Annotated in this window: 21 protein-coding genes; 7 read left to right on the top strand and 14 right to left on the bottom strand. The window is 35.0% G+C overall.

The window, feature by feature from the left end:
• The first annotated feature begins 58 nt into the window (after positions 1 to 58).
• The 7 genes from CEY12_RS02960 (at position 59) to CEY12_RS02930 (ending at position 6,417) form a co-directional block, all read left to right on the top strand.
• Positions 59 to 880 (top strand): alpha/beta fold hydrolase, encoded by an 822-nt coding sequence (locus CEY12_RS02960; RefSeq protein ID WP_089026273.1) that lies wholly within the window; start codon positions 59 to 61, stop codon positions 878 to 880.
• A gap of 192 nt (positions 881 to 1,072) precedes the next feature.
• Positions 1,073 to 1,636 (top strand): hypothetical protein, encoded by a 564-nt coding sequence (locus CEY12_RS02955; RefSeq protein ID WP_089026272.1) that lies wholly within the window; start codon positions 1,073 to 1,075, stop codon positions 1,634 to 1,636.
• A gap of 184 nt (positions 1,637 to 1,820) precedes the next feature.
• A complete protein-coding gene (gene rpmI / locus CEY12_RS02950; protein WP_089026271.1) occupies positions 1,821 to 2,018 on the top strand; it encodes a 50S ribosomal protein L35 in 198 nt (65 codons plus the stop codon).
• 121 nt (positions 2,019 to 2,139) lie between these two features.
• The gene (rplT, locus tag CEY12_RS02945; protein ID WP_089026270.1) at positions 2,140 to 2,484 is read left to right on the top strand and encodes a 50S ribosomal protein L20; all 345 of its coding nucleotides are present in this window, start codon (positions 2,140 to 2,142) and stop codon (positions 2,482 to 2,484) included.
• 109 nt (positions 2,485 to 2,593) lie between these two features.
• On the top strand, positions 2,594 to 3,769 hold the full coding sequence (locus tag CEY12_RS02940) for a M28 family peptidase (protein ID WP_089026269.1): 1,176 nt from the start codon (positions 2,594 to 2,596) through the stop codon (positions 3,767 to 3,769).
• A 142-nt stretch (positions 3,770 to 3,911) separates the two neighbouring features.
• Positions 3,912 to 5,096, top strand: a complete 1,185-nt coding sequence (locus CEY12_RS02935) for a M28 family peptidase (protein WP_089029764.1) — start codon at positions 3,912 to 3,914, stop codon at positions 5,094 to 5,096.
• 142 nt (positions 5,097 to 5,238) lie between these two features.
• Entirely contained in the window at positions 5,239 to 6,417 is a 1,179-nt protein-coding gene (locus CEY12_RS02930) for a M28 family peptidase (RefSeq protein ID WP_089026268.1), read from the top strand.
• A 102-nt stretch (positions 6,418 to 6,519) separates the two neighbouring features.
• Here the strand turns inward: CEY12_RS02930 and hisIE are convergent, their stop codons facing one another.
• From hisIE to CEY12_RS02860, 14 genes are all read right to left on the bottom strand, one after another.
• Positions 6,520 to 7,107, bottom strand: a complete 588-nt coding sequence (gene hisIE, locus CEY12_RS02925) for a bifunctional phosphoribosyl-AMP cyclohydrolase/phosphoribosyl-ATP diphosphatase HisIE (RefSeq protein ID WP_089026267.1) — start codon at positions 7,105 to 7,107, stop codon at positions 6,520 to 6,522.
• Positions 7,104 to 7,859 carry an imidazole glycerol phosphate synthase subunit HisF gene (hisF, locus tag CEY12_RS02920; protein ID WP_089026266.1) on the bottom strand — a complete coding sequence of 252 codons (756 nt, stop codon included), beginning with the start codon at positions 7,857 to 7,859 and terminating at the stop codon, positions 7,104 to 7,106. The genes hisIE and hisF overlap by 4 nt, the downstream gene beginning before the upstream one ends.
• Positions 7,852 to 8,574, bottom strand: a complete 723-nt coding sequence (hisA, locus tag CEY12_RS02915; protein ID WP_089026265.1) for a 1-(5-phosphoribosyl)-5-[(5-phosphoribosylamino)methylideneamino]imidazole-4-carboxamide isomerase — start codon at positions 8,572 to 8,574, stop codon at positions 7,852 to 7,854. The genes hisF and hisA overlap by 8 nt, the downstream gene beginning before the upstream one ends.
• A 2-nt stretch (positions 8,575 to 8,576) precedes the next feature.
• Positions 8,577 to 9,155 carry an imidazole glycerol phosphate synthase subunit HisH gene (gene hisH / locus CEY12_RS02910; protein ID WP_089026264.1) on the bottom strand — a complete coding sequence of 193 codons (579 nt, stop codon included), beginning with the start codon at positions 9,153 to 9,155 and terminating at the stop codon, positions 8,577 to 8,579.
• A 1-nt stretch (position 9,156) separates the two neighbouring features.
• Complete coding sequence (hisB, locus tag CEY12_RS02905; protein WP_089026263.1) at positions 9,157 to 10,251, bottom strand: bifunctional histidinol-phosphatase/imidazoleglycerol-phosphate dehydratase HisB; 1,095 nt, start codon at positions 10,249 to 10,251, stop codon at positions 9,157 to 9,159.
• Positions 10,248 to 11,279, bottom strand: coding sequence for a histidinol-phosphate transaminase (gene hisC / locus CEY12_RS02900; RefSeq protein ID WP_089026262.1), 1,032 nt, complete (start codon positions 11,277 to 11,279; stop codon positions 10,248 to 10,250). The genes hisB and hisC overlap by 4 nt, the downstream gene beginning before the upstream one ends.
• Entirely contained in the window at positions 11,279 to 12,562 is a 1,284-nt protein-coding gene (gene hisD / locus CEY12_RS02895) for a histidinol dehydrogenase (protein ID WP_089026261.1), read from the bottom strand. The genes hisC and hisD overlap by 1 nt, the downstream gene beginning before the upstream one ends.
• Position 12,563: 1 nt before the next feature.
• Positions 12,564 to 13,421, bottom strand: a complete 858-nt coding sequence (gene hisG, locus CEY12_RS02890) for an ATP phosphoribosyltransferase (protein WP_089026260.1) — start codon at positions 13,419 to 13,421, stop codon at positions 12,564 to 12,566.
• 249 nt (positions 13,422 to 13,670) lie between these two features.
• Positions 13,671 to 14,768, bottom strand: coding sequence for a glycosyltransferase family 4 protein (locus tag CEY12_RS02885; protein WP_089026259.1), 1,098 nt, complete (start codon positions 14,766 to 14,768; stop codon positions 13,671 to 13,673).
• Entirely contained in the window at positions 14,765 to 15,541 is a 777-nt protein-coding gene (locus CEY12_RS02880; protein WP_089026258.1) for a polysaccharide deacetylase family protein, read from the bottom strand. Before CEY12_RS02880 ends, CEY12_RS02885 begins: the two co-directional genes overlap by 4 nt.
• Positions 15,542 to 16,471 carry a glycosyltransferase family 2 protein gene (locus CEY12_RS02875; RefSeq protein WP_089026257.1) on the bottom strand — a complete coding sequence of 310 codons (930 nt, stop codon included), beginning with the start codon at positions 16,469 to 16,471 and terminating at the stop codon, positions 15,542 to 15,544.
• A 4-nt stretch (positions 16,472 to 16,475) separates the two neighbouring features.
• Positions 16,476 to 17,651, bottom strand: coding sequence for a glycosyltransferase family 87 protein (locus CEY12_RS02870; protein ID WP_089026256.1), 1,176 nt, complete (start codon positions 17,649 to 17,651; stop codon positions 16,476 to 16,478).
• A gap of 21 nt (positions 17,652 to 17,672) precedes the next feature.
• Positions 17,673 to 18,485 (bottom strand): 2,3,4,5-tetrahydropyridine-2,6-dicarboxylate N-succinyltransferase, encoded by an 813-nt coding sequence (locus CEY12_RS02865; RefSeq protein ID WP_089026255.1) that lies wholly within the window; start codon positions 18,483 to 18,485, stop codon positions 17,673 to 17,675.
• A gap of 456 nt (positions 18,486 to 18,941) precedes the next feature.
• Positions 18,942 to 19,511 (bottom strand): C40 family peptidase, encoded by a 570-nt coding sequence (locus CEY12_RS02860; protein ID WP_089026254.1) that lies wholly within the window; start codon positions 19,509 to 19,511, stop codon positions 18,942 to 18,944.
• Positions 19,512 to 19,521 lie beyond the last annotated feature (10 nt).

Genomic DNA, 19,521 nt, shown 5'->3' with positions numbered 1-19,521 from the left:
AATAATCTATTATTTCAGACAATAGTTCAATTATTAATCATATTAAAAAACAAAAACAATGAGCACTATTCAATTAAAAGACGGAACAGAAATTTATTACAAAGACTGGGGAAAAGGACAACCTGTATTCTTTCATCATGGCTGGCCTTTATCAAGTGATGACTGGGATGCACAAATGTTATTCTTTTTAGAAAAAGGATACCGAGTAATTGCTCATGACAGAAGAGGACATGGGAGATCTACACAAACTGCTGAGGGACATAATATGGATACATATGCATCCGATGTAGAAGAAATTGTTACTGCCCTTGACTTAAAAGATGTCATTCATGTAGGCCACTCTACTGGCGGTGGTGAAGTGATCAGATATGTGGCTCAACACAGTAAAGGCAGAGCTGCTAAGGCCGTTTTAATTAGTGCTGTTACTCCTATCATGCTGAAGACAGAAAATAACCCCAATGGAGTTCCTATGTCCATTTTTGATGAAATCCGTCATAATACTGCTACGCAGAGACAACAGTATTTTGTAGATTTTTCATTAGCATTTTATGGATATAACAGAGAGGGAGCAAAAGTTTCTCAGGGTATTCGTGATAATTGGTGGAGACAAGGAATGATGGGATCAATTAAAGCGCATTATGACTGTATTAAAGCATTTTCTGAAACTGATTTCACGGAAGACCTAAAAAGTGTAGAAGTCCCTGTATTGGTATTGCATGGAGAGGATGATCAGATTGTACCTTATGAAATTACGGGTGTGGTGGCTGCTCAATTGGCCAAAAACAGTAAATTAATTACCTACCCTGGATTCCCTCATGGTATGCCTACGACTGAAGCGGAAACTATTAATAAAGATCTTCTTGCATTTTTTCAATCCTAAATCCTATATAATATAATAGATACTATAACAAAACCCCAATTTTAACAATTGGGGTTTTAATATTAAATTCACTTAACAGTGTCATTTTAATCAACTGAAAATGCGATTAATAAAGAGATTAACTTATTTTATTAAGTCTTTAAATTGTGACTTAATATGGAAATATTTATATTTGCAGCTCAAAAATAAGTTATGAAGATAAAATTATTGACTTTTGTAAGTCTTTCGATGCTTTTAGCATCTTGTGGTCAGGATGATACCCTTGACAATGTAACTGTAGAAAATGGAAAAGTGCAGACAACTACAAATGCAAGTAAATCAATTCCTGGTGGTGGTCTTACCACTTTAAAGTTTATTTCGGAAACGACTAATCATCCTCAGGTACTAAATGCTGGTGAATCAATTAGTTTAGAAAATAATGGTGTGATTTACCGACTTGTAATGCAAGGAGATAGCAATCTCGTTCTATATGCTGAAACACCAGGCAGTTACAGAGTATTATGGGCATCTAATACCGTGAGAAGCGGAGGCACTCCAAGACTTATTGCACAAAATGATGGAAATCTTGTTATCTATAATAACAACGATGCTCTTTGGAATTCAGACAGTGCAGTTACAGGCAACGTGTCCAATCCACATATTAAACTTCAGCTTTATTCAAGAACTGGCTATTTAATAGGTAATGGCTTTAGAGTTAAAGTTATTCTGGGTGGAAATAATGAAGAAAGGAGAGAAATAACTTATAAAGATATCTAGTAAACACTTTAATGAATTATAACCGCTTCTTTACAGGAGCGGTTTTTTTGAAAATACGATAAAATCACAATTTTTGAAAGTTCGAATTGATATTTTTTGTATCTTTGCACACTATTATTCTTAAGTGTCTTTAGGAATAAAAGCAAATCAGATATTGATAACAAAATAATAAAAAAGCAAGACAATGCCAAAATTAAAAACGAAATCAGGTGCTAAGAAACGTTTTGCTCTTACTGGTACTGGTAAGATCAAAAGAAAAAACGCTTACAAAAGCCACATCTTAACTAAGAAAGAAACTAAGCAGAAGAGAAATCTTACTACTACTTCTTACGTAGCTAAAGTGGATGTAAAAAGCGTTCAACGTCAATTAGCAATTAAGTAGTTTTTATAAATCTATATTCGGTTTATAGGAATTAAAACAATTCAGAATTTTTAACCCTGAAATGGAGCAAATAAGTGTAATGAAACAGTTTACCGCCCTTTTCAAAAAAACAATTTAAATTATGCCTAGATCAGTAAATGCAGTAGCTTCAAGAGCTCGCAGAAAGAAAATTATGAAGCAAGCTAAAGGTTTTTTCGGTAGAAGAAAGAACGTTTGGACTGTAGCTAAAAACGCGGTAGATAAAGCAATGCAATATGCTTACCGTGGAAGAAAAGAGAAAAAGAGAAACTTCAGATCACTTTGGATCACTCGTATCAACGCGGGAACTAGAGAACATGGAATGTCTTACTCTCAATTTATGGGAGCTCTTAAAAAGAATGAGATCGAACTTAACAGAAAAGTTTTAGCAGATTTAGCAATGAATCACCCTGAAGCTTTCAAAGCAGTTGTAGATCAAGTAAAATAATGTAAAATTTTTTGTTATCAATATAAATCCTGAGTTTTTTGCTCAGGATTTTTTTATTATATACATTTGTTTTATTAAAAATATAATAATTCTGTAATTCTTTTACAAAGTGAAAAAAAAAACTACTCTACTTCTCCTCTCTATAGCCTCTTATAACATACAGGCACAGAGTTTCATTCAGGCTTATCAAAACAGGGCATCTCAGGTTTCGCAAACCAATATCACAGCAAATCTCCATACGTTTGAAAATATGGGTGTAAAAACAACAGGTTCTGTGAATAATACCACTGCTTTAAACTGGCTTAAGGATCAATACACATCGTATGGATACACCGCAAGCCAAATGGTTGAAGATCCTTTTACATTTGGAAATACCAGCTCAAAGAACCTTATCGTTACAAAAACAGGAACTGTTTATCCAGACACCTATGTGATTATTTGTGGACACTATGATACCATTACGGGGCCTGGGGTTAGTGATAACGGAAGTGGAACTTCAATTCTTCTGGAAGCTGCCAGAATTTTAAAAGATATTCCCACTGAGTATTCTATTAAATTTATCCATTTTTCCGGAGAAGAACAGGGACTGTATGGAAGTTATCATTATGCAGACAATGTGGTATTTCAAAATGATATTCGAAAGATGAATGTAAGATTGGTATTTAATATTGATCAGGTAGGCGGAAAGCTGGGAAATAATAACAATACGATAAAATGTGAGAAAGGAGTCAACGGAAGTTTTGCCAATAATGCTGCTTCCAGTGCATTTACCCAACAGCTGGCTACTTGTACAGGCCTGTATTCGCCACTTCAGACAGCAACTACTACAGCCTATTCTTCAGATTACATTCCTTTTGAAGAAAACGGAGATATTATCACAGGATTCTATGAATATATAAAAAGTAATAATGAACATACGGTGAATGATACTTTTGCTAATATAGATCCTACATATGTTTATAATGTATGTAAGGCAGCCGTTGGAGCTCTTCAGCATTTTGCTGTTGCCACCTCTTTAAATTTGGGAACTAAAGAAACCGAAGCACAGCATTCACTCGAGTCTGTAAAAATTTATCCAAACCCAGCGAAGGATCTTTTGACCATTGATCTACCCGATACGATTAATAATTTCAATTTTGAATTAACGGATCTTTTGGGTCATACCTTAATAAAGCAGGATAATAAGAAAACAATTAATGTTTCTTCTTTATCAGAGGGTGCTTACTTAGCTATTATAAAGACAGCAGATCACACTGCTGTACGGAAAATTGTAATTGATAAATGATTTAATCTATATTAAAAAATAAATCTTCTTATTTTAAAAAATGCTTTTATTACATGTAATAAAAGCATTTTTTATTCATATCATAAAATTATTATTACTTCATTATGATTTTATTATTACTTTTACAAAAAATCACCGACCAATGAAAAATATAATTAATCTTCTACTTTTTTGCCTGCTAAGCCAGCAATTACAATCTCAATCATTTATTCAGGCCTATCAGAACAGGGCCAACCAGGTTACCCAAACTAATATTACAACAAATTTACAGCAATTTGAAAACCTTGGGGTAAAAACAACTGGCTCCACTAATAATGCGAATACCCTTACGTGGATCAAAAATAAATACCTTTCATATGGTTATACAGCGAGCCAGATCGTTGAAGACCCTTTTACATTTGGAAATAAGAGCTCCAAAAACCTGATCATTACAAAAACAGGTACTACATATCCCAATATTTACGTAATCATTTGCGGACATTATGATACTATAACAGGCCCTGGGGTAAGTGATAACGGAAGTGGAACTTCAATTTTATTAGAGGCTGCGAGAATTTTAAAAGATATCCCTACTCAATATTCAATAAAATTCATTCATTTTTCTGGAGAAGAACAGGGACTTTATGGGAGCTATCACTATGCTGATAATGTAGTTTTTCAAAACGGAGTTCGTAAACTCAATATAAGATTGGTCTTCAATCTCGATCAGGTAGGTGGCAAGTTGGGAAATAATAACAATAAGATAAAATGCGAAAAGGGAGTGAACGGGAGTTCCGCCAATAATGCTGCATCGAGCTCTTTTACTCAACAGCTGGCTACCTGTACAAGTTTGTATTCACCGCTTCAGACAGTAATGGCTACCGCTTATGCTTCAGATTATATTCCTTTTGAAGAGAACGGAGATATTATCACTGGTTTCTATGAAAACATCAAAAGCAATAATGAACATACGGTGAATGATACTTTTGCCAATATAGATCCTGTATATGTTTTCAATGTAGGTAAAGCAGCAGTAGGAGCACTTCAACATTTTGCTGTTGCCAGTACAACGGCTCAATTAGTTTTAAATACTAAAGAAACTAAGGAACAGGCATCATTAGAATCAGTGAGGGTTTTCCCTAACCCCGCAAAAGATGTCCTGACTATTGATTTGCCAGACGGCACTAAGGATTTCAATTTTGAGTTGACAGATCTTCTTGGAAATGTTCTGATTAAAAAAGAAAACCAAACAAAAATAAATGTTTCAGGTTTGAAAGAAGGGGCTTATTTAGTCATTATAAAAACCAAGGATCATACTGCGGTAAGAAAAGTTGTTATTGAAAAATAATTTAATTTATATTAAAAAATAAACATAGATAGCCTTAAAAAATGCTTTTATTACTGAATATAAGAGCATTTTTTATTTATAACATAAAATTTTTCTTCTTTCATTGTGATTTTATTATTACTTTTACAAAAATCACCCACTAATGAAAAATATAATTACTTTTCTTCTTTGTGGCTTTCTAAGCCAGCAATTACAATCACAATCGTTTATTCAAGCTTATCAGGATAGAGCTAATCAGGTTACTCAAACCAATATTACTACCAACTTACAACAGTTTCAGAATCTTGGAGTAAAAACAACTGGCTCCACCAACAATGCCAATGCCCTCACATGGATTAAGAATAAATATTTGGGATATGGCTATACAGCAAGCCAGATCGTAGAAGATCCTTTTACTTTTGGAAGTACGAGCTCAAAAAATTTAGTAATTACAAAGACAGGAACAGTATATCCTAACAAATTTGTTATTATTTGTGGGCATTTCGATAGTATAGTTGGTCCCGGTACCAATGATAATGGCAGCGGAACATCCATTATTCTGGAAGCAGCCAGAATTCTTAAAAATGTTCCTACAGAATATTCAATAAAGTTTATCCATTTTTCAGGAGAAGAACAGGGACTGAGAGGCAGTTCCCATTATGCTAATAATGTAGCTTATCAAAATGGAGTTCGCAAGCTAGATATAAAACTCGTTTTCAATCTTGACCAGGTAGGGGGTAAAATGGGTAATACCAATAATAGGATTTATTGTGATGAAGATCAGGGAGGTCTTAGCAGTAATAATGCTGCATCCACCGCTGTTACTCAGCAATTGGTAAACTGCACGACACTGTATTCCCCGCTTCTTACAGGTATTGATCCGGCAGAAGACACAGACTATATCCCTTTCGAGCAAAAAGGAGAAGTAATTACAGGATATTTTGAATACAAGAGAAGTAATTACCCACATACTGCAAATGATACTTTTGCCAACACTGATCCGGTATATATTTTCAATGTAGGAAAAGCAACCGTTGGAGCCCTTCAGCATTTTGCAGTGGCATCAACAACATCATCTATTGTTTTAAATACGAAGGAAACCTCTATTAATGCTTTAGAATCTGTAAAAATGTACCCTAATCCGGCAAAAGATATCCTTACATTAGAAGTACCATCTTCTGTGAAAAATTTCAGTTTTGAAATTACAGATCTGCTTGGCCGTTCTTTACTTAAACAGGAAAATCAAACAAGAATCAATGTTTCTTCTTTACCAAAAGGAGTTTATTTAGGAAACCTTAAAGCTGATGAACATACAGTTGTAAGAAAAATTATGATTGAATAATCACTTATACTATATATCAATGCAAAAGCTTTCTGGAAATAGAAAGCTTTTGTTGTTTTATCAGTTCAATTCATTAATAATTGAAATTAAGAAGCCTGGATTCTATTTTTGATTTCTCATCTCTAAAATTTCCTCAATTTCTGTAAAAGAAAAGCCTTTTGCCTTCAGAAGAATTAAGAAATGATATAAAAGATCAGCAGCCTCATTTTTAAATAAATCAGCATTATCATCTTTAGCTTCTATAACGACTTCTACTGCTTCCTCTCCTACTTTCTGTGCCACTTTATTGATTCCTTTCTGATAAAGTGAATAGGTATAAGATCCTTCTATTTTTTCATCGATCCTCTGAGAAATCTTTCCTTCCAGCTCATATATAAATCCTTTAGAGTCTTTTTCTCCAAAACAGCTGAAACTTCCGGTATGGCACACTACATTTGTAGGAATTACTTTAATAAGAATGGTATCCTGATCACAATCAATATCGATATTTCTAACCGTTAAAAAGTTACCGGACTCCTCTCCTTTTGTCCATAATCTATTTTTAGACCGGCTGAAAAAAGTAACGATGCCTTCATTTTTAGTTTTATTAAAAGCCTCTTCATTCATATACCCAAGCATCAGAACCTGCAGGGTGATGTCATCCTGAATAATTACAGGAACCAAGCCATTTGTTTTATTAAAATCAATCATTGTCTTACCTGAATTTTATTAATTAATAGATTCTGTTTTAAATCCTGAATATGAATTTCTCCGAAATGAAATACGCTTGCAGCTAATGCACCTGTTGCCTTTGTTTTTTGAAATACGCTTTCAAAGTCCCCTATAGCTCCCGCTCCTCCTGAAGCAATCACAGGAATATTAATGGCCTCAGATACCGCTTTTGTAATCCTGAGATCAAATCCTTTTTTTGTTCCGTCACCATCCATAGATGTCAGTAAAATTTCCCCTGCTCCTAGCAACTCAGCTCTCTTCGCCCATTCCAAGGTTCTCAATCCTGTAATTTCTCTTCCTCCTTTAATGTGTACCCAGTCTTCATTATTCACAGATTTTGTGTCAACAGCAACTACAATGCACTGACTTCCAAATTCATAAGCCAGATCTGAAATCAACTGAGGATTTTTAACCGCTGAAGAATTAATACTGATCTTATCAGCTCCGGCTTCCAACAACTTTCTAACGTCTTCAACAGATGAAATTCCACCTCCTACCGTGAAGGGAATGCTCAGTTCCTTAGCAATATCTTTCACAAGCGTCACAAAGGTTTTTCTTTGTTCAATAGTTGCTGTAATATCAAGGAAAACCAATTCGTCCGCACCCTCCTTCTCATACTTTTTTGCCAGACTTATGGGATCTCCGGCATTTCGCAACCCTTCAAAATTAACCCCCTTTACCGTTGTTCCATCTTTAATATCCAAACATGGAATAATTCTCTTTTTAAGCATTTTCAATAAATTTTTGAAGTTCTCTTAAGTCTATCTTCCCCTCATAAATGGCTTTTCCTATAATCGTTCCTTCGCAACCAATCTCTCTCATCTTATACACATCCTCAATTCCTGAAATTCCACCACTGGCAACAAGTTGAACCGAAGTATTTGCCAGGATATCTTTATATAATTCTGTTGAAGGACCTTCCAGCATTCCATCTTTGGAAATATCTGTACAGATTACCTGTTGTATTCCTCTATTCCTATATTGAAGGATGAAATCAATAACATCTTTATCACTTTCTTCCAACCATCCCGAAGTTTTTATTTTCCTGTTTTCACAGTCTGCACCAAGAATAATCTTTTCAGTACCATATTTTTCAATCAGACGATAACAAAAATCCGGATCCTGAACTGCAATGCTTCCTATTGTTATTTGCCTGGCTCCCGCATTAAAAGCGATTTCAATATCTTCTGGTGTTTTCAATCCTCCTCCAAAATCAATATGCAAAGAAGTTCCTGTAGCAATGGATTCTAATACTTTCTGATTGACAATATGTTTGGATTTAGCCCCATCCAGATCTACTACATGTAGAAATTGAATTCCAAAATCCTCAAATTCTTTAGCAACTTCCAGAGGATTTTCATTGTATATCTTTTGGGTGTTATAATCTCCTTTTGAAAGACGGACGCATTTCCCATCAATAATATCAATAGCAGGAATAATCTTCATAATTAAAGGTTTAAAAAGTTTCGAAGTAACTGCTCTCCAGCCTTTCCTGATTTTTCAGGGTGAAACTGAGTAGCGAAGAAATTATCCTTTTGCAAGGACGCACTAAATGGCAATATATAATCACATATCGATGTCGTATACTTTGATAATTCACAATAATAGCTATGAACAAAATAGACATCGCTTTCTTTTTCAATATCTAAAAAAATAGGTGATTGTGTCTCGGCAACTGTATTCCATCCCATATGAGGAACTATTTCTCTCGATGGAAACTTTTTAACATTGATATCAAAAATTCCCATTCCCACAGTATCTCCTTCTTCATTATTCTTACACATCAGCTGCATTCCCAGACAAATACCCAATACCGGTTGTTCTAAAGTTGGAATAAACTGATCCAGCCCTTTTTCTTTCAATAACTTCATTGTTGAAGATGCTTCACCAACCCCCGGAAAAATAACTTTTTCTGCATTTTTAATGAGATCAAAATCATCTGTAATAATAGATTCTACGTTTAATCTACTAAGCGCATTCTGAACGGATTGAACATTTCCTCCATTGTATTTTATAATAGTAACCATCTTATAAACTTCCTTTAGTTGAGGGTACATTAAAACTCTGATCGGTCTGGTTCACTGCCATTTTTAAAGCTTTTGCAAAAGCCTTGAAAACAGATTCGATCTTGTGGTGCTCATTGTTTCCTTCCACTTTAATATTCAAATTGGATTGAGATGAATCCGTAAATGATTTAAAAAAATGTGAAAATAATTCAGTTGGAACATCCCCTATTCTTTCTCTTTTAAAATCAGCATCCCAAACCAGCCAAGGTCTTCCGCCAAAGTCTAAGGCAACCTGAGCCAAACAATCATCCATCGGCAGTAAAAAACCATATCTTTCTATCCCCTTTTTGCTTCCTAAGGCTTTTAAAATAGCCTGACCTAAAACAATGGCAGTATCTTCAATGGTGTGGTGTTCATCCACCTGCAAATCTCCGTTCACCTTTATATTCAAATCTAAATTTCCGTGCTTTGAGATTTGTTCCAACATGTGATCAAAGAAATTGAGACCTGTTGAAATCTCAGAGTTCCCTTTACCATCAAGATTCACCTCAATTTCAATATCTGTTTCATTTGTTTTTCTCGACACTTTTGCCCGTCTTGGCTTTTTCTTTAAAAACTGGTAGATCTCTGACCAGTCTTTTGTGATTAGTTCAGCCCTTTCATTGGCTTTTTCATTGATGAAGATTGCTTTTGATCCTAAGTTTTCCGCTAACTGAATATCTGTGATCCGGTCTCCGATAACATATGAATTTTCAAGATCATAATTTCCATACATATATTTTCCAAGCATTCCTACGCCAGGTTTTCTGGTGGGTAAATTTTCACTTTCAAAGCTTTTATCAATCAAAATATCAGTGAAAATAATTCCCTCATTTTTAAATGCATTGAGCATTTTTTCCTGGGGTTTGATGAAATCTTCAAAAGGAAAACTTTCAGTTCCTAATCCATCCTGATTGGTTACCATCACCAATTCATAATCCAGTTCTTTTACAATTTTAGAAAGATTTTGGAAAATACCAGGATAGAATTCCAGCTTTTCAAGAGAATCAACCTGAAAATCAGTGGGTGGTTCGATAATCAGAGTTCCATCACGGTCTATAAAAAGTACTTTTTTCATGATTTTAATTTGTTTAAAACAGCAATTAAACTTTTGTTTTCTTCTCTTGTTCCAATGTTGATTCTTATACAATCAGGAATTGCCGGAGATCTCTTATTCGTAAGCACTTCTTCTTCAAGCAACTTTTGGTATACCTGATCCACATTATTGAATTTAACGAGAAAGAAGTTAGCATCCGTAGGGAAAATTTTAGAAACACATTCCATTTGTCTAAGCTCACTTTCCAGCCAATCTCTTTCAATTAAAATATTTTCTACATTCTCTTGAAATTCATCCAGTTGGTCAATACTCTTTATAATAAGCTCCTGGCTTAAAGAATTGACATTGTAAGGAGCTTTTACTGTATTAATCAGCTTGATGATCTCCTCCGTTGCACAAGCAATTCCTACCCTTGCTCCTGCTTTCCCCCAGGCTTTAGAAAAGGTTTGCAGTACAATAAGATTAGGATATTTTATGAGCAGCTCCAGGCTTGATTTCTTATCAGAAAATTCAATATACGCTTCATCTACCACTACAATTCCATTAAAATTCTGAAGGTAAAATTCAATGTCATCTACACTGTTTCCTGTAGGATTATTGGGCGAACAAAGGAAAAAAATCTTAGGCTGGTTCTCTTCAGACATTTTTAAGAAATTTTCTTTTACCATCTCAAAATTTTCATCAAGATCTACCTTAATAACTTTATTTTCATTGATGGCAGCATAAAAGGCATACATGGCAAAAGAAGGATTCATCATCATTATCGCATCTTTTTTCGGTTCACAAAAGATTTTAATGATCAGATCAATAAGCTCGTCGCTTCCATTTCCCACAACAATTTGGCCAGGAGACAGATTTTTCAGATCAGCTATTTTTCTCTTAAGCTTTTTTTGGGTAGAATCCGGATATCGGTTAAACGTTCCAAAAGGACTTTCATTAGCATCCATTAAAACGGGCGCTTCAAATTCATTATGATCCCTAAAGCTGATATAAGGCTGTAATTCCAAAATATTCTTTCGTACAAACTGTGTAATTGTTAATTGCTCCATTATCTTTTATTTTTTAATCGTATTGAAACGGCATTCTTATGAGCGAATAATCCTTCTGCCTCTGCCATTAATTCTATTGTTTTTCCTAAATTTTGTAATCCTTTTACCGAAAGCTCCTGAAAAGTGATTTTCTTAACAAAGCTGTCTAATGATACTCCGCTGTAGTTTCGGGCATATCCATTGGTGGGAAGCGTGTGGTTGGTTCCGCTTGCATAATCTCCGGCACTCTCACATGAATAATTCCCCAGAAACACCGAACCCGCATTTTGAACAGAAGGAATATATTTTGTAAAATCTTCCACTGCCAGAATAAGGTGTTCAGGAGCATATGCATTGCTAAATTCTATAGCATCCTCTACAGTATTGAGCAAAATAAAGTGGCTGTTATCCAATGATTCCTGAGCAAATTGATTTCTCGGAAGTTTTTTAAGCTGATTGTCTATTTCCTCCATAGTATCACTAAAAACCTCCAAATCCGTGGAAATAAAAACCACCTGACTGTCACTTCCGTGTTCGGCCTGGGAAAGGAGATCTGCAGCACAGAAAGAAGGAATTGCCTGCTGATCTGCGATAACCAAAACCTCACTGGGCCCGGCGGGCATATCGATAGCAACGCCATAGTTTTGTGCATATTCTTTCGCCGCAACTACAAACTGGTTTCCAGGACCGAAGATTTTATATACATTCGGGATGCTTTCTGTACCTATAGCCATTGCAGCGACCGCCTGTGCCCCTCCTGTTTTAAATATTCTGGTTACTCCGCAAAGCATTGCAGCATAAAGAATAGCAGGATTTACATTCCCATTTTTATCTGGAGGTGTACATAAAATAATTTCTTTACATCCGGCCAGTTGGGCAGGAATCGCTAACATCAGAACTGTAGAAAACAAGGGAGCTGTTCCTCCGGGAATATATATTCCTACTTTTTCAACAGCCCGGTTTTCCCTCCAGCAGATGACACCTTTTGTAGTCTCAATCTTTTCAATTCCTGATTGTTGTGAAGCATGAAATTTAGTAATATTATTCCTGGCTGTCTGAATAGCTGTTTTTAGTTCTTCGGTAACCAAAATTATTGCCCGATCGATCTCACTTTGTACAACTTCAATATTGTCCAGTTCTGCAGAATCAAATTTTTTCGTGAACTCAAGCAAGGCTTTATCTCCGTTTTCTTCAACTTCCCTGAAGATCTCTGAAATTATTCCTGAAATTTCTTCTTTTTTTAGGACGGGACGCTTGACAAGCTCTGCCCATGTTTCTCTCTGAGGATATCTGTGTACAAACATATTAGATGACCATTTTATCGATTGGAATTATTAAAATATCCTGGGCTCCGTTATCCTTAAGCTCATCAATGACCTCCCAGAATCTTTCTTCAGCGATTACAGAATGAATACTGCTCCACCCCTCTTCTGCTAAAGGAAGTACGGTAGGACTTTTAAGAACGGGAAGAACATTCGTAATGTCTGCAATCTTCTCGTTCGGAACATTCATCAGGATATATTTGGATTTTTTAGCTTTTAATACCGCTTTAATTCGGAATAAAAATTTCTCAAGAATAATTTCTTTTTCGCTATCCAGCTGTAGATTTTTAGCCAGAACGGCTTCAGACGTCAACAAGGTAATGGTTTCCCTTAATCCATTTTTGAATAAAGTACTGCCAGAGCTCACAATATCACAGATCCCATCTGCCAATCCGATATTGGGCGCAATTTCTACAGACCCTGAGATTACATGGATATCTGCCAAAACAGCATTTTCAGCTAAGAATCTTTTCAGTGTATTAGGATAGGAAGTGGCAATTTTCTTCCCCTGAAAATAACTCAGTTCATCAGTTTCTATCTCTTTAGGGACTGCCAGCGAAACCCGACACTTTGAAAATCCAAGTTTCTGAACAATTTCAATCTGCTTTTCTTTTTCAACCAACAGGTTTTCGCCAACAATAGCGATATCTACAACCCCATCTTCAAGATACTGTGGGATATCAGAATTTCTGAGATACATAATCTCAAAAGGAAAGTTATCTACCGAAACTTTTAGTTGGTCTTTCCCATTATTGACGAAAATCCCACAATCTTTTAGAAGCTGCAAAGAATCTTCATACAGTCTGCCGCTTTTCTGGATGGCAATTTTTAATTTACTCATTTTGTATTTATTGGGTCTGAGTAAATAAAAAGTATTTTTGAAAAATTTCCGGGAAGAATTTAGAAACAAAAAAACCGTCTGTTACTCAGACGGTTTTTAATTATTTTTTGATTTTAACACAGGTCATTATCAATCAATTCCGTCTTAGCAGAGATGATGATAATAATGATGTAGTGTTAAAAAATTCGGTTTCATTTTTGAAAATTGTGGTACAAATGTAGGACTTATTTTTAAATATCAAAATTTTTTTCAAATAATTTCTTGATATAAATTCATCAATTCATTCGCAATTGGTTCGTCATTAAACTTTTGAACAAACTCGAAACCCTTATCAGCACGACGTTTTCTTTCGGCTTCATTATCCCACAAAAATTGTATTTTGGATTGAATATCCCGGTGATTTTCAGGGTTGATATAAACAGAATCTTTTCCACCCGCTTCTGGTAAGCTGCTCGTGTTGCTTGTGATCGTAACAATCTTAGAAAAAAGAGCTTCAATAATGGGAATTCCAAATCCTTCAAACAAACTCGGATAAATAAAAATATCTGCCAGTTTATAAATAACGGCCAATTCATCCATAGAAACTCCTTCCAGAAAATGAACCTGATTCTCCAATTTATTTTTCCTGATGAAAGCTTCCACCTTTTTATAATAATTGGTTTTTCGCCCCACGACAACCAAAGGAATTCCCGTGCCACTTACCGCTTTTACGACGTTCAATAGATTCTTTCGCTCTTCGATCGTCCCAACATTCAAAATAAACCGTTGAGGAAGGTTGAATTTTTCCTTGGTCGTCTGAATCAGCCCTTCCGATTGCTGTTCTTTGAAAGCCTTATGACACCCCTGATAAATAACTCTTATTTTATGTTCCGGTACTTTTAAATACTTGATAATATCACTTTTCGTCTGCTCTGAAATGGCTATTATTTTATCTGCGTTTTGAGCTGCTTTTTTAAATTTCCATAAGTGGATTTTACGGTCAAAAAAGGAATAATACTGGGGGTATCTTACAAAAATAAGATCGTGGATGGTTACTACTTTTTTAATGGGTCTTTTATCCCATTTTAAAGGTAACTCCCCTGATAAACCATGAAAAATATCTGCTCCCTGTTTCTGTGCATCTTTTCCCATCTTAAACTGGCGGGACATACTTCCTTTAGAAGTTTCAACAAACTGAACATTAGGATTTTCCAGAATATCTTTTCCTCTCTCAGATTTATTTTTATTCAGCAAAAGATATTGATCATGAGGAAAATATTTTGCAAGAATTCTTACAAGATCTCTCGAATAATTTCCTAACCCGGAAGTATTATGGAAAAAACGTTTCGCGTCAAAAGCAATCTTCATGATTCTATCTTTTTTTGAAATTCCTGGAATGTTCCAAAGCTATATTTTTTATTTTTAAGCCAGCCTATAAATTCATCAAATCTTTCCACCATATCGCTACCTGAGTTTTTCACTGTAAATCCGGGAAGTTTAAATGCTTCATCCTTAATTTCAGCAAACTCCCAGGGATGAAAGTAAACATTAAGATAACCGTCTTTTTTAAGGCTGTCTGAAGCTATTTTTTTGTAAATTGATAAAGGAAAATTGTGAAAACTCAACCAGAATAAAGGTATCCTGAAATTGGGTGAAACCGACGCCGGAATCTGAGTAACATTTCCTTCTTTGAAATACGTTCTTGATACTTTTAAATTGTTGTATCTTCCAGGTAAGAAAGTCGGGTTAACAGAAGAATTGTAAGAATATCCTGCTTTTTCAACGGCAGTTTCATTCACAGGCATCATTCTGGGCATTCTAAGCCCGGTGACTTTCGTTGAAAATAAATCTTCAAGTTTTTCTCTTGATTCCTGCAAATGCTTTTCTTCGAACTCTGAATGAAACCAGGTATGAGAAGCTAATTCATGCCCCTCTTTCAATAATCTTTCAATTAAATGTTTACTGTTCTCTGCAAAAACTACCGTCGAAAAAAAAGTAGCCTTTACCTGGTGTTTTTTCAAAAGATCAAGAATCCTTTCCAACCCGGTCTGGGAAATGGAAATCTGCCTATCAAAGGGAATTTCTCCTTTGTATTCTAATGGCATATCAAATTCTTCAATGTCAAAACTTAATAAAACCATTTATAATTTTTTGTTTTTAATAATATAATTAGGTCTCTCTTTAACCTGTTTGAATATTTTACCTAAATAGATTCCGATAATTCCGAGGATAATCAGTTGTAAACCACCAAAAAATACAATGGTCATAATTAAAGATGCCCAACCAGAGATTTCGGTATGGGTTACAAAAGAATGGATCACATATATCCCATATCCGATTACAGAAATTGCCGAGAATAAAAATCCCAGATAAGCTGCAATATAAAGAGGTTTTACACTGAATGCCGTAATCCCTGTAAAGGCAAAAGTAATCATTTTTTTAAGGTTATAACTGCTTTGGCCGGCCACTCTTTCATTAGCTGTAAAATCAATAGCTGTTTGTTTAAAGCCCATCCAGCTGGTCAGCCCTCTCAGAAACAAATCATCTTCATTGAACTGTCTCATCACTTCCACAGCACTGGCGTCCAATAGTCTAAAATCTGATCCACCACCTTTGGTAAGGTTAACGTCTGAAAGACTGGATAATAATTTATAGAAAAAATCTGAGGTTTTTCTTTTAAAAAGAGAGATCTCTTTGGGATAGGTCCGAACGGTTAATACCACATCATAACCTTCCTCCCATTTTTTAATCATTTCGGGAATGAGTTCCGGCGGGTGTTGAAGATCGCCATCCATAGAAATTACAGCGTTTCCCTGGGCCTGATCCATACCAGCCTTTACAGCAGGCTGATGCCCGAAATTCCTTGAAAACTCAATAAATTTCACTTCATCATATTGTTCAGAAAGTTGTTCAAGTTTTTGTTGTGTACTATCACGGCTTCCATCATTTACAAATATAATTTCAAAATCATAGGTATTCAATCCAGAAAAAACTTCCTTGATCTTTTGATGGATCATTGCCACATTTCCTTCTTCGTTATAGGCAGGAATTACAATAGAAATTTTTTTCATAGGATTAGTTCAGACTATAATTCTTTTCAAAATCTTTAGTTAAAAGCTCATAAACCACTCTCAACCAAACGACGATACAAGGTACTGCTTTTAATGAATATTTAATGATGTAGTCATTTTTAACAGACTTTGGAAATAAATCAGAGGTTGAAAAACAAGTGAAAATAATAACAAAAACCAACAAGCCAATAATGAACGGCGTTCTCTCCTTCTGAAGGAAGAACCAGATCATCACCCCTACTACCGCAATAATATAGGTTGGAGATTCCGAACTTGAACTGAATAACACAAGAAATAACAGTGTTGAAGCCAGAATCATCAGTTGAAATGCATAATTTTTATATTGCTTTATTCTTATGTAAGGTAAAGCAAATAAAGGCAACCCAAAAGCTAAAAACACCAGATTGGATATTGAAGCATCTCCAAGAATTCTCCTCACAAAACCCATTAATGAAATATCCTGCATATTCCCTAACACCTGATTTTCATTATTCTTTTCTATAATAGAATGAAACCAGTCCGCATAACTCTGCAAAACAAACTGAGGGGTTGAATAAATCATCGGAATTACAAGAAACAATCCTGCAATCACTATTCCTGAAAGAATGAACTTCATTTTATTCTTGATAAAGAAAAATTGAGTGAGTCCAACAATACCATATATTTTTACAAAAACACCGATTAATATCGCGGTAACTGACTGTACTTCTTTTCTTTCATAAATATACACTGCCGAAAGTATTAAAAGTCCGGTCAGTGCTACATTAAACTGTAAACTTAGCGCTGCTGTAATATACTCCTGAAGACAGAGCAAACCGAAAATTGCTTTTTTAGAATCTGAAAATGGTAATTTATAGATGGCAAATACAAATACAAATGTATTGATCAGGTTCCAAAGGGAAATCCCTAGCCAGTCTGGCATGACAGCAAAAGGAGCGATCAGTAAACTAAAAAAAACTCCATAATGATTCAAATCAAAATAGAGGTCGGGATAGTGAATAAATAAATTTTTCTGATGAATGGTATTAAAAAATACATGTTTAAAAATCAGATAATTATTAATGGCATAATCTCCTCTCAAGTATTTGGAAATTGCTGTAACTACTGATATAATAAGATAAACCCCAAATATATATTTAGGGTTTAATATGAATTTTAAAACTTTTTCTTTCAAAATTATGCGTATTAGGTAAGTTAAGGCTTAAACAGCTACGTTGTTTTCCCTTAAAGCATCGTTAAGAGAAGTCTTCTTATCTGTAGATTCCTTTCTTGTACCAATGATCAATGCACATGGAACCTGATACTCCCCCGCAGGATACTGCTTGGTATAGCTTCCTGGAATAACCACTGAACGTGCAGGTACTCTTCCTTTGATTTCAACAGGTTGATCTCCTGTTACGTCAATGATTTTTGTTGAAGCCGTCAACACAACATTTGCTCCCAATACCGCTTCTTTTTCTACATGCACTCCCTCTACTACGATACATCTTGATCCAATGAAACAGTCATCTTCAATAATTACCGGTGCAGCCTGTAAAGGTTCTAAAACACCACCGATACCAACTCCACCACTTAGGTGAACATTCTTACCGATCTGTGCACAGCTTCCTACGGTTGCCCATGTATCTACCATTGTTCCTGAATCAACGTAAGCTCCGATATTTACATATGACGGCATTAAAATTACTCCTGAAGCAATAAAAGATCCTTCTCTTGCAACAGCATGAGGGACAACTCTTACTCCTTTTTCAGCGTAATTTCTCTTTAAAGGCATTTTATCATGAAATTCAAACGGACCAACTTCAATAGTTTCCATTTTCTGAATTGGGAAATACATTACCACAGCTTTCTTCACCCATTCATTTACCTGCCATCCGTTTTCTGTAGGTTCAGCAACACGAAGTTCTCCAGAATCTAATAAAGAAATTACCTCTCTTATCGTCTTCTTACTTTCTTCATTTTGTAATAAATCTCTATTATCCCAGATGTTTTCAATAGTTTGTTGTAATGACATGCTTCTAATTTAAATTAATTTTTCAAATATAAACAACGACCTTTTGGAACGTTATTTCCGGCGATAAAAGTACAAAAGTTTGTTGTAGTATACAAGTTAAGGACAATGACAAATATGATGAAATTAACACCGTGAATCATTTGGGCTAATCATAATTTGAAAGATAATTTTTCTATTCCAAAATAATAAACTTCATTGTTTTCTCAACATACTTTTGCTCAGTTATTAGCTTTGCATATTTTTTTAATACTGTACCTTGTCAAATAAGCCTGATTAATTAGATTAGTTAAAGGAGTAAGAAGTGTCATCAACCGGAATACAAACTTTGATATTAACCTTTTATAGCCATAATCGCATTAAATAAAAGCATAATCAGCTTTTTATCTGTTTTGATAAAGCAAAGGTTTTATTCTCCCGTAAGGGCTGCTGATTATTTAGCTCCTGATTATATCTCCGTTACAAAACTCTTCTTGCATGTAAATAGGCTTTATTCCAGTATTTTTCATTTAAAGAAGAAATCATGACTCCTTTTGAAGTAGAAGCATGGATAAATTTAATTTCCCCATCACTTCCAATGTCATGGACGATACCTACGTGAGATACTCTGCTTCCACCGGCCGTTGCAAAGAATAACAGATCTCCGGGCTTTACGTCACTAATGTCAATTTTTTGTCCGGCATCTGCCTGATCCGAAGATCTTCTGGGTAATTTCTGGTCATTTTCTTCAAATACTTTGACTGTAAAACCAGAACAGTCAAATCCTGAAGAAGTATTCCCCCCAAATTTGTATGGAGTACCAATGTATTTTTCGGCATCTTTAAGAACGTTATTGATCGAACTTGAAACCTTTCCATTGAAATTAGAATCCAGGCGTCTCAGGTTTTCAGATTTAGCTACTGTTTTCGTTGTATTCTTTTTTGAAGAGACATTCTTACTGCTTCCACACGAAATCACAAATGAAGTTGCAATCAGTAAAGCGGCCAACTGCTTTATTTTCATTTTTTCAATAAATAATCCTGCTTTCATATCTGTCTGA

Source organism: Chryseobacterium sp. T16E-39, assembly GCF_002216065.1.
Lineage (GTDB): Bacteria > Bacteroidota > Bacteroidia > Flavobacteriales > Weeksellaceae > Chryseobacterium.
This window is presented reverse-complemented; position numbering and strand designations above follow the sequence as displayed.

Bases quoted from the DNA above. Each gene is read 5' to 3' on its own strand.
- CEY12_RS02955 (WP_089026272.1), top strand. From the start codon at position 1,073: ATGAAGATAAAATTATTGACTTTTGTAAGTCTTTCGATGCTTTTAGCA.
- CEY12_RS02880 (WP_089026258.1), bottom strand. From the start codon at position 15,541: ATGGTTTTATTAAGTTTTGACATTGAAGAATTTGATATGCCATTAGAA.
- CEY12_RS02885 (WP_089026259.1), bottom strand. From the start codon at position 14,768: ATGAAGATTGCTTTTGACGCGAAACGTTTTTTCCATAATACTTCCGGG.
- hisA (WP_089026265.1), bottom strand. From the start codon at position 8,574: ATGAAGATTATTCCTGCTATTGATATTATTGATGGGAAATGCGTCCGT.
- CEY12_RS02875 (WP_089026257.1), bottom strand. From the start codon at position 16,471: ATGAAAAAAATTTCTATTGTAATTCCTGCCTATAACGAAGAAGGAAAT.
- rpmI (WP_089026271.1), top strand. From the start codon at position 1,821: ATGCCAAAATTAAAAACGAAATCAGGTGCTAAGAAACGTTTTGCTCTT.
- CEY12_RS02865 (WP_089026255.1), bottom strand. From the start codon at position 18,485: ATGTCATTACAACAAACTATTGAAAACATCTGGGATAATAGAGATTTA.
- hisG (WP_089026260.1), bottom strand. From the start codon at position 13,421: ATGAGTAAATTAAAAATTGCCATCCAGAAAAGCGGCAGACTGTATGAA.
- CEY12_RS02930 (WP_089026268.1), top strand. From the start codon at position 5,239: ATGAAAAATATAATTACTTTTCTTCTTTGTGGCTTTCTAAGCCAGCAA.
- hisB (WP_089026263.1), bottom strand. From the start codon at position 10,251: ATGAAAAAAGTACTTTTTATAGACCGTGATGGAACTCTGATTATCGAA.
- hisF (WP_089026266.1), bottom strand. From the start codon at position 7,859: ATGCTTAAAAAGAGAATTATTCCATGTTTGGATATTAAAGATGGAACA.
- hisIE (WP_089026267.1), bottom strand. From the start codon at position 7,107: ATGATTGATTTTAATAAAACAAATGGCTTGGTTCCTGTAATTATTCAG.
- CEY12_RS02860 (WP_089026254.1), bottom strand. From the start codon at position 19,511: ATGAAAGCAGGATTATTTATTGAAAAAATGAAAATAAAGCAGTTGGCC.
- hisD (WP_089026261.1), bottom strand. From the start codon at position 12,562: ATGTTTGTACACAGATATCCTCAGAGAGAAACATGGGCAGAGCTTGTC.
- hisC (WP_089026262.1), bottom strand. From the start codon at position 11,279: ATGGAGCAATTAACAATTACACAGTTTGTACGAAAGAATATTTTGGAA.
- CEY12_RS02935 (WP_089029764.1), top strand. From the start codon at position 3,912: ATGAAAAATATAATTAATCTTCTACTTTTTTGCCTGCTAAGCCAGCAA.
- CEY12_RS02960 (WP_089026273.1), top strand. From the start codon at position 59: ATGAGCACTATTCAATTAAAAGACGGAACAGAAATTTATTACAAAGAC.
- rplT (WP_089026270.1), top strand. From the start codon at position 2,140: ATGCCTAGATCAGTAAATGCAGTAGCTTCAAGAGCTCGCAGAAAGAAA.
- hisH (WP_089026264.1), bottom strand. From the start codon at position 9,155: ATGGTTACTATTATAAAATACAATGGAGGAAATGTTCAATCCGTTCAG.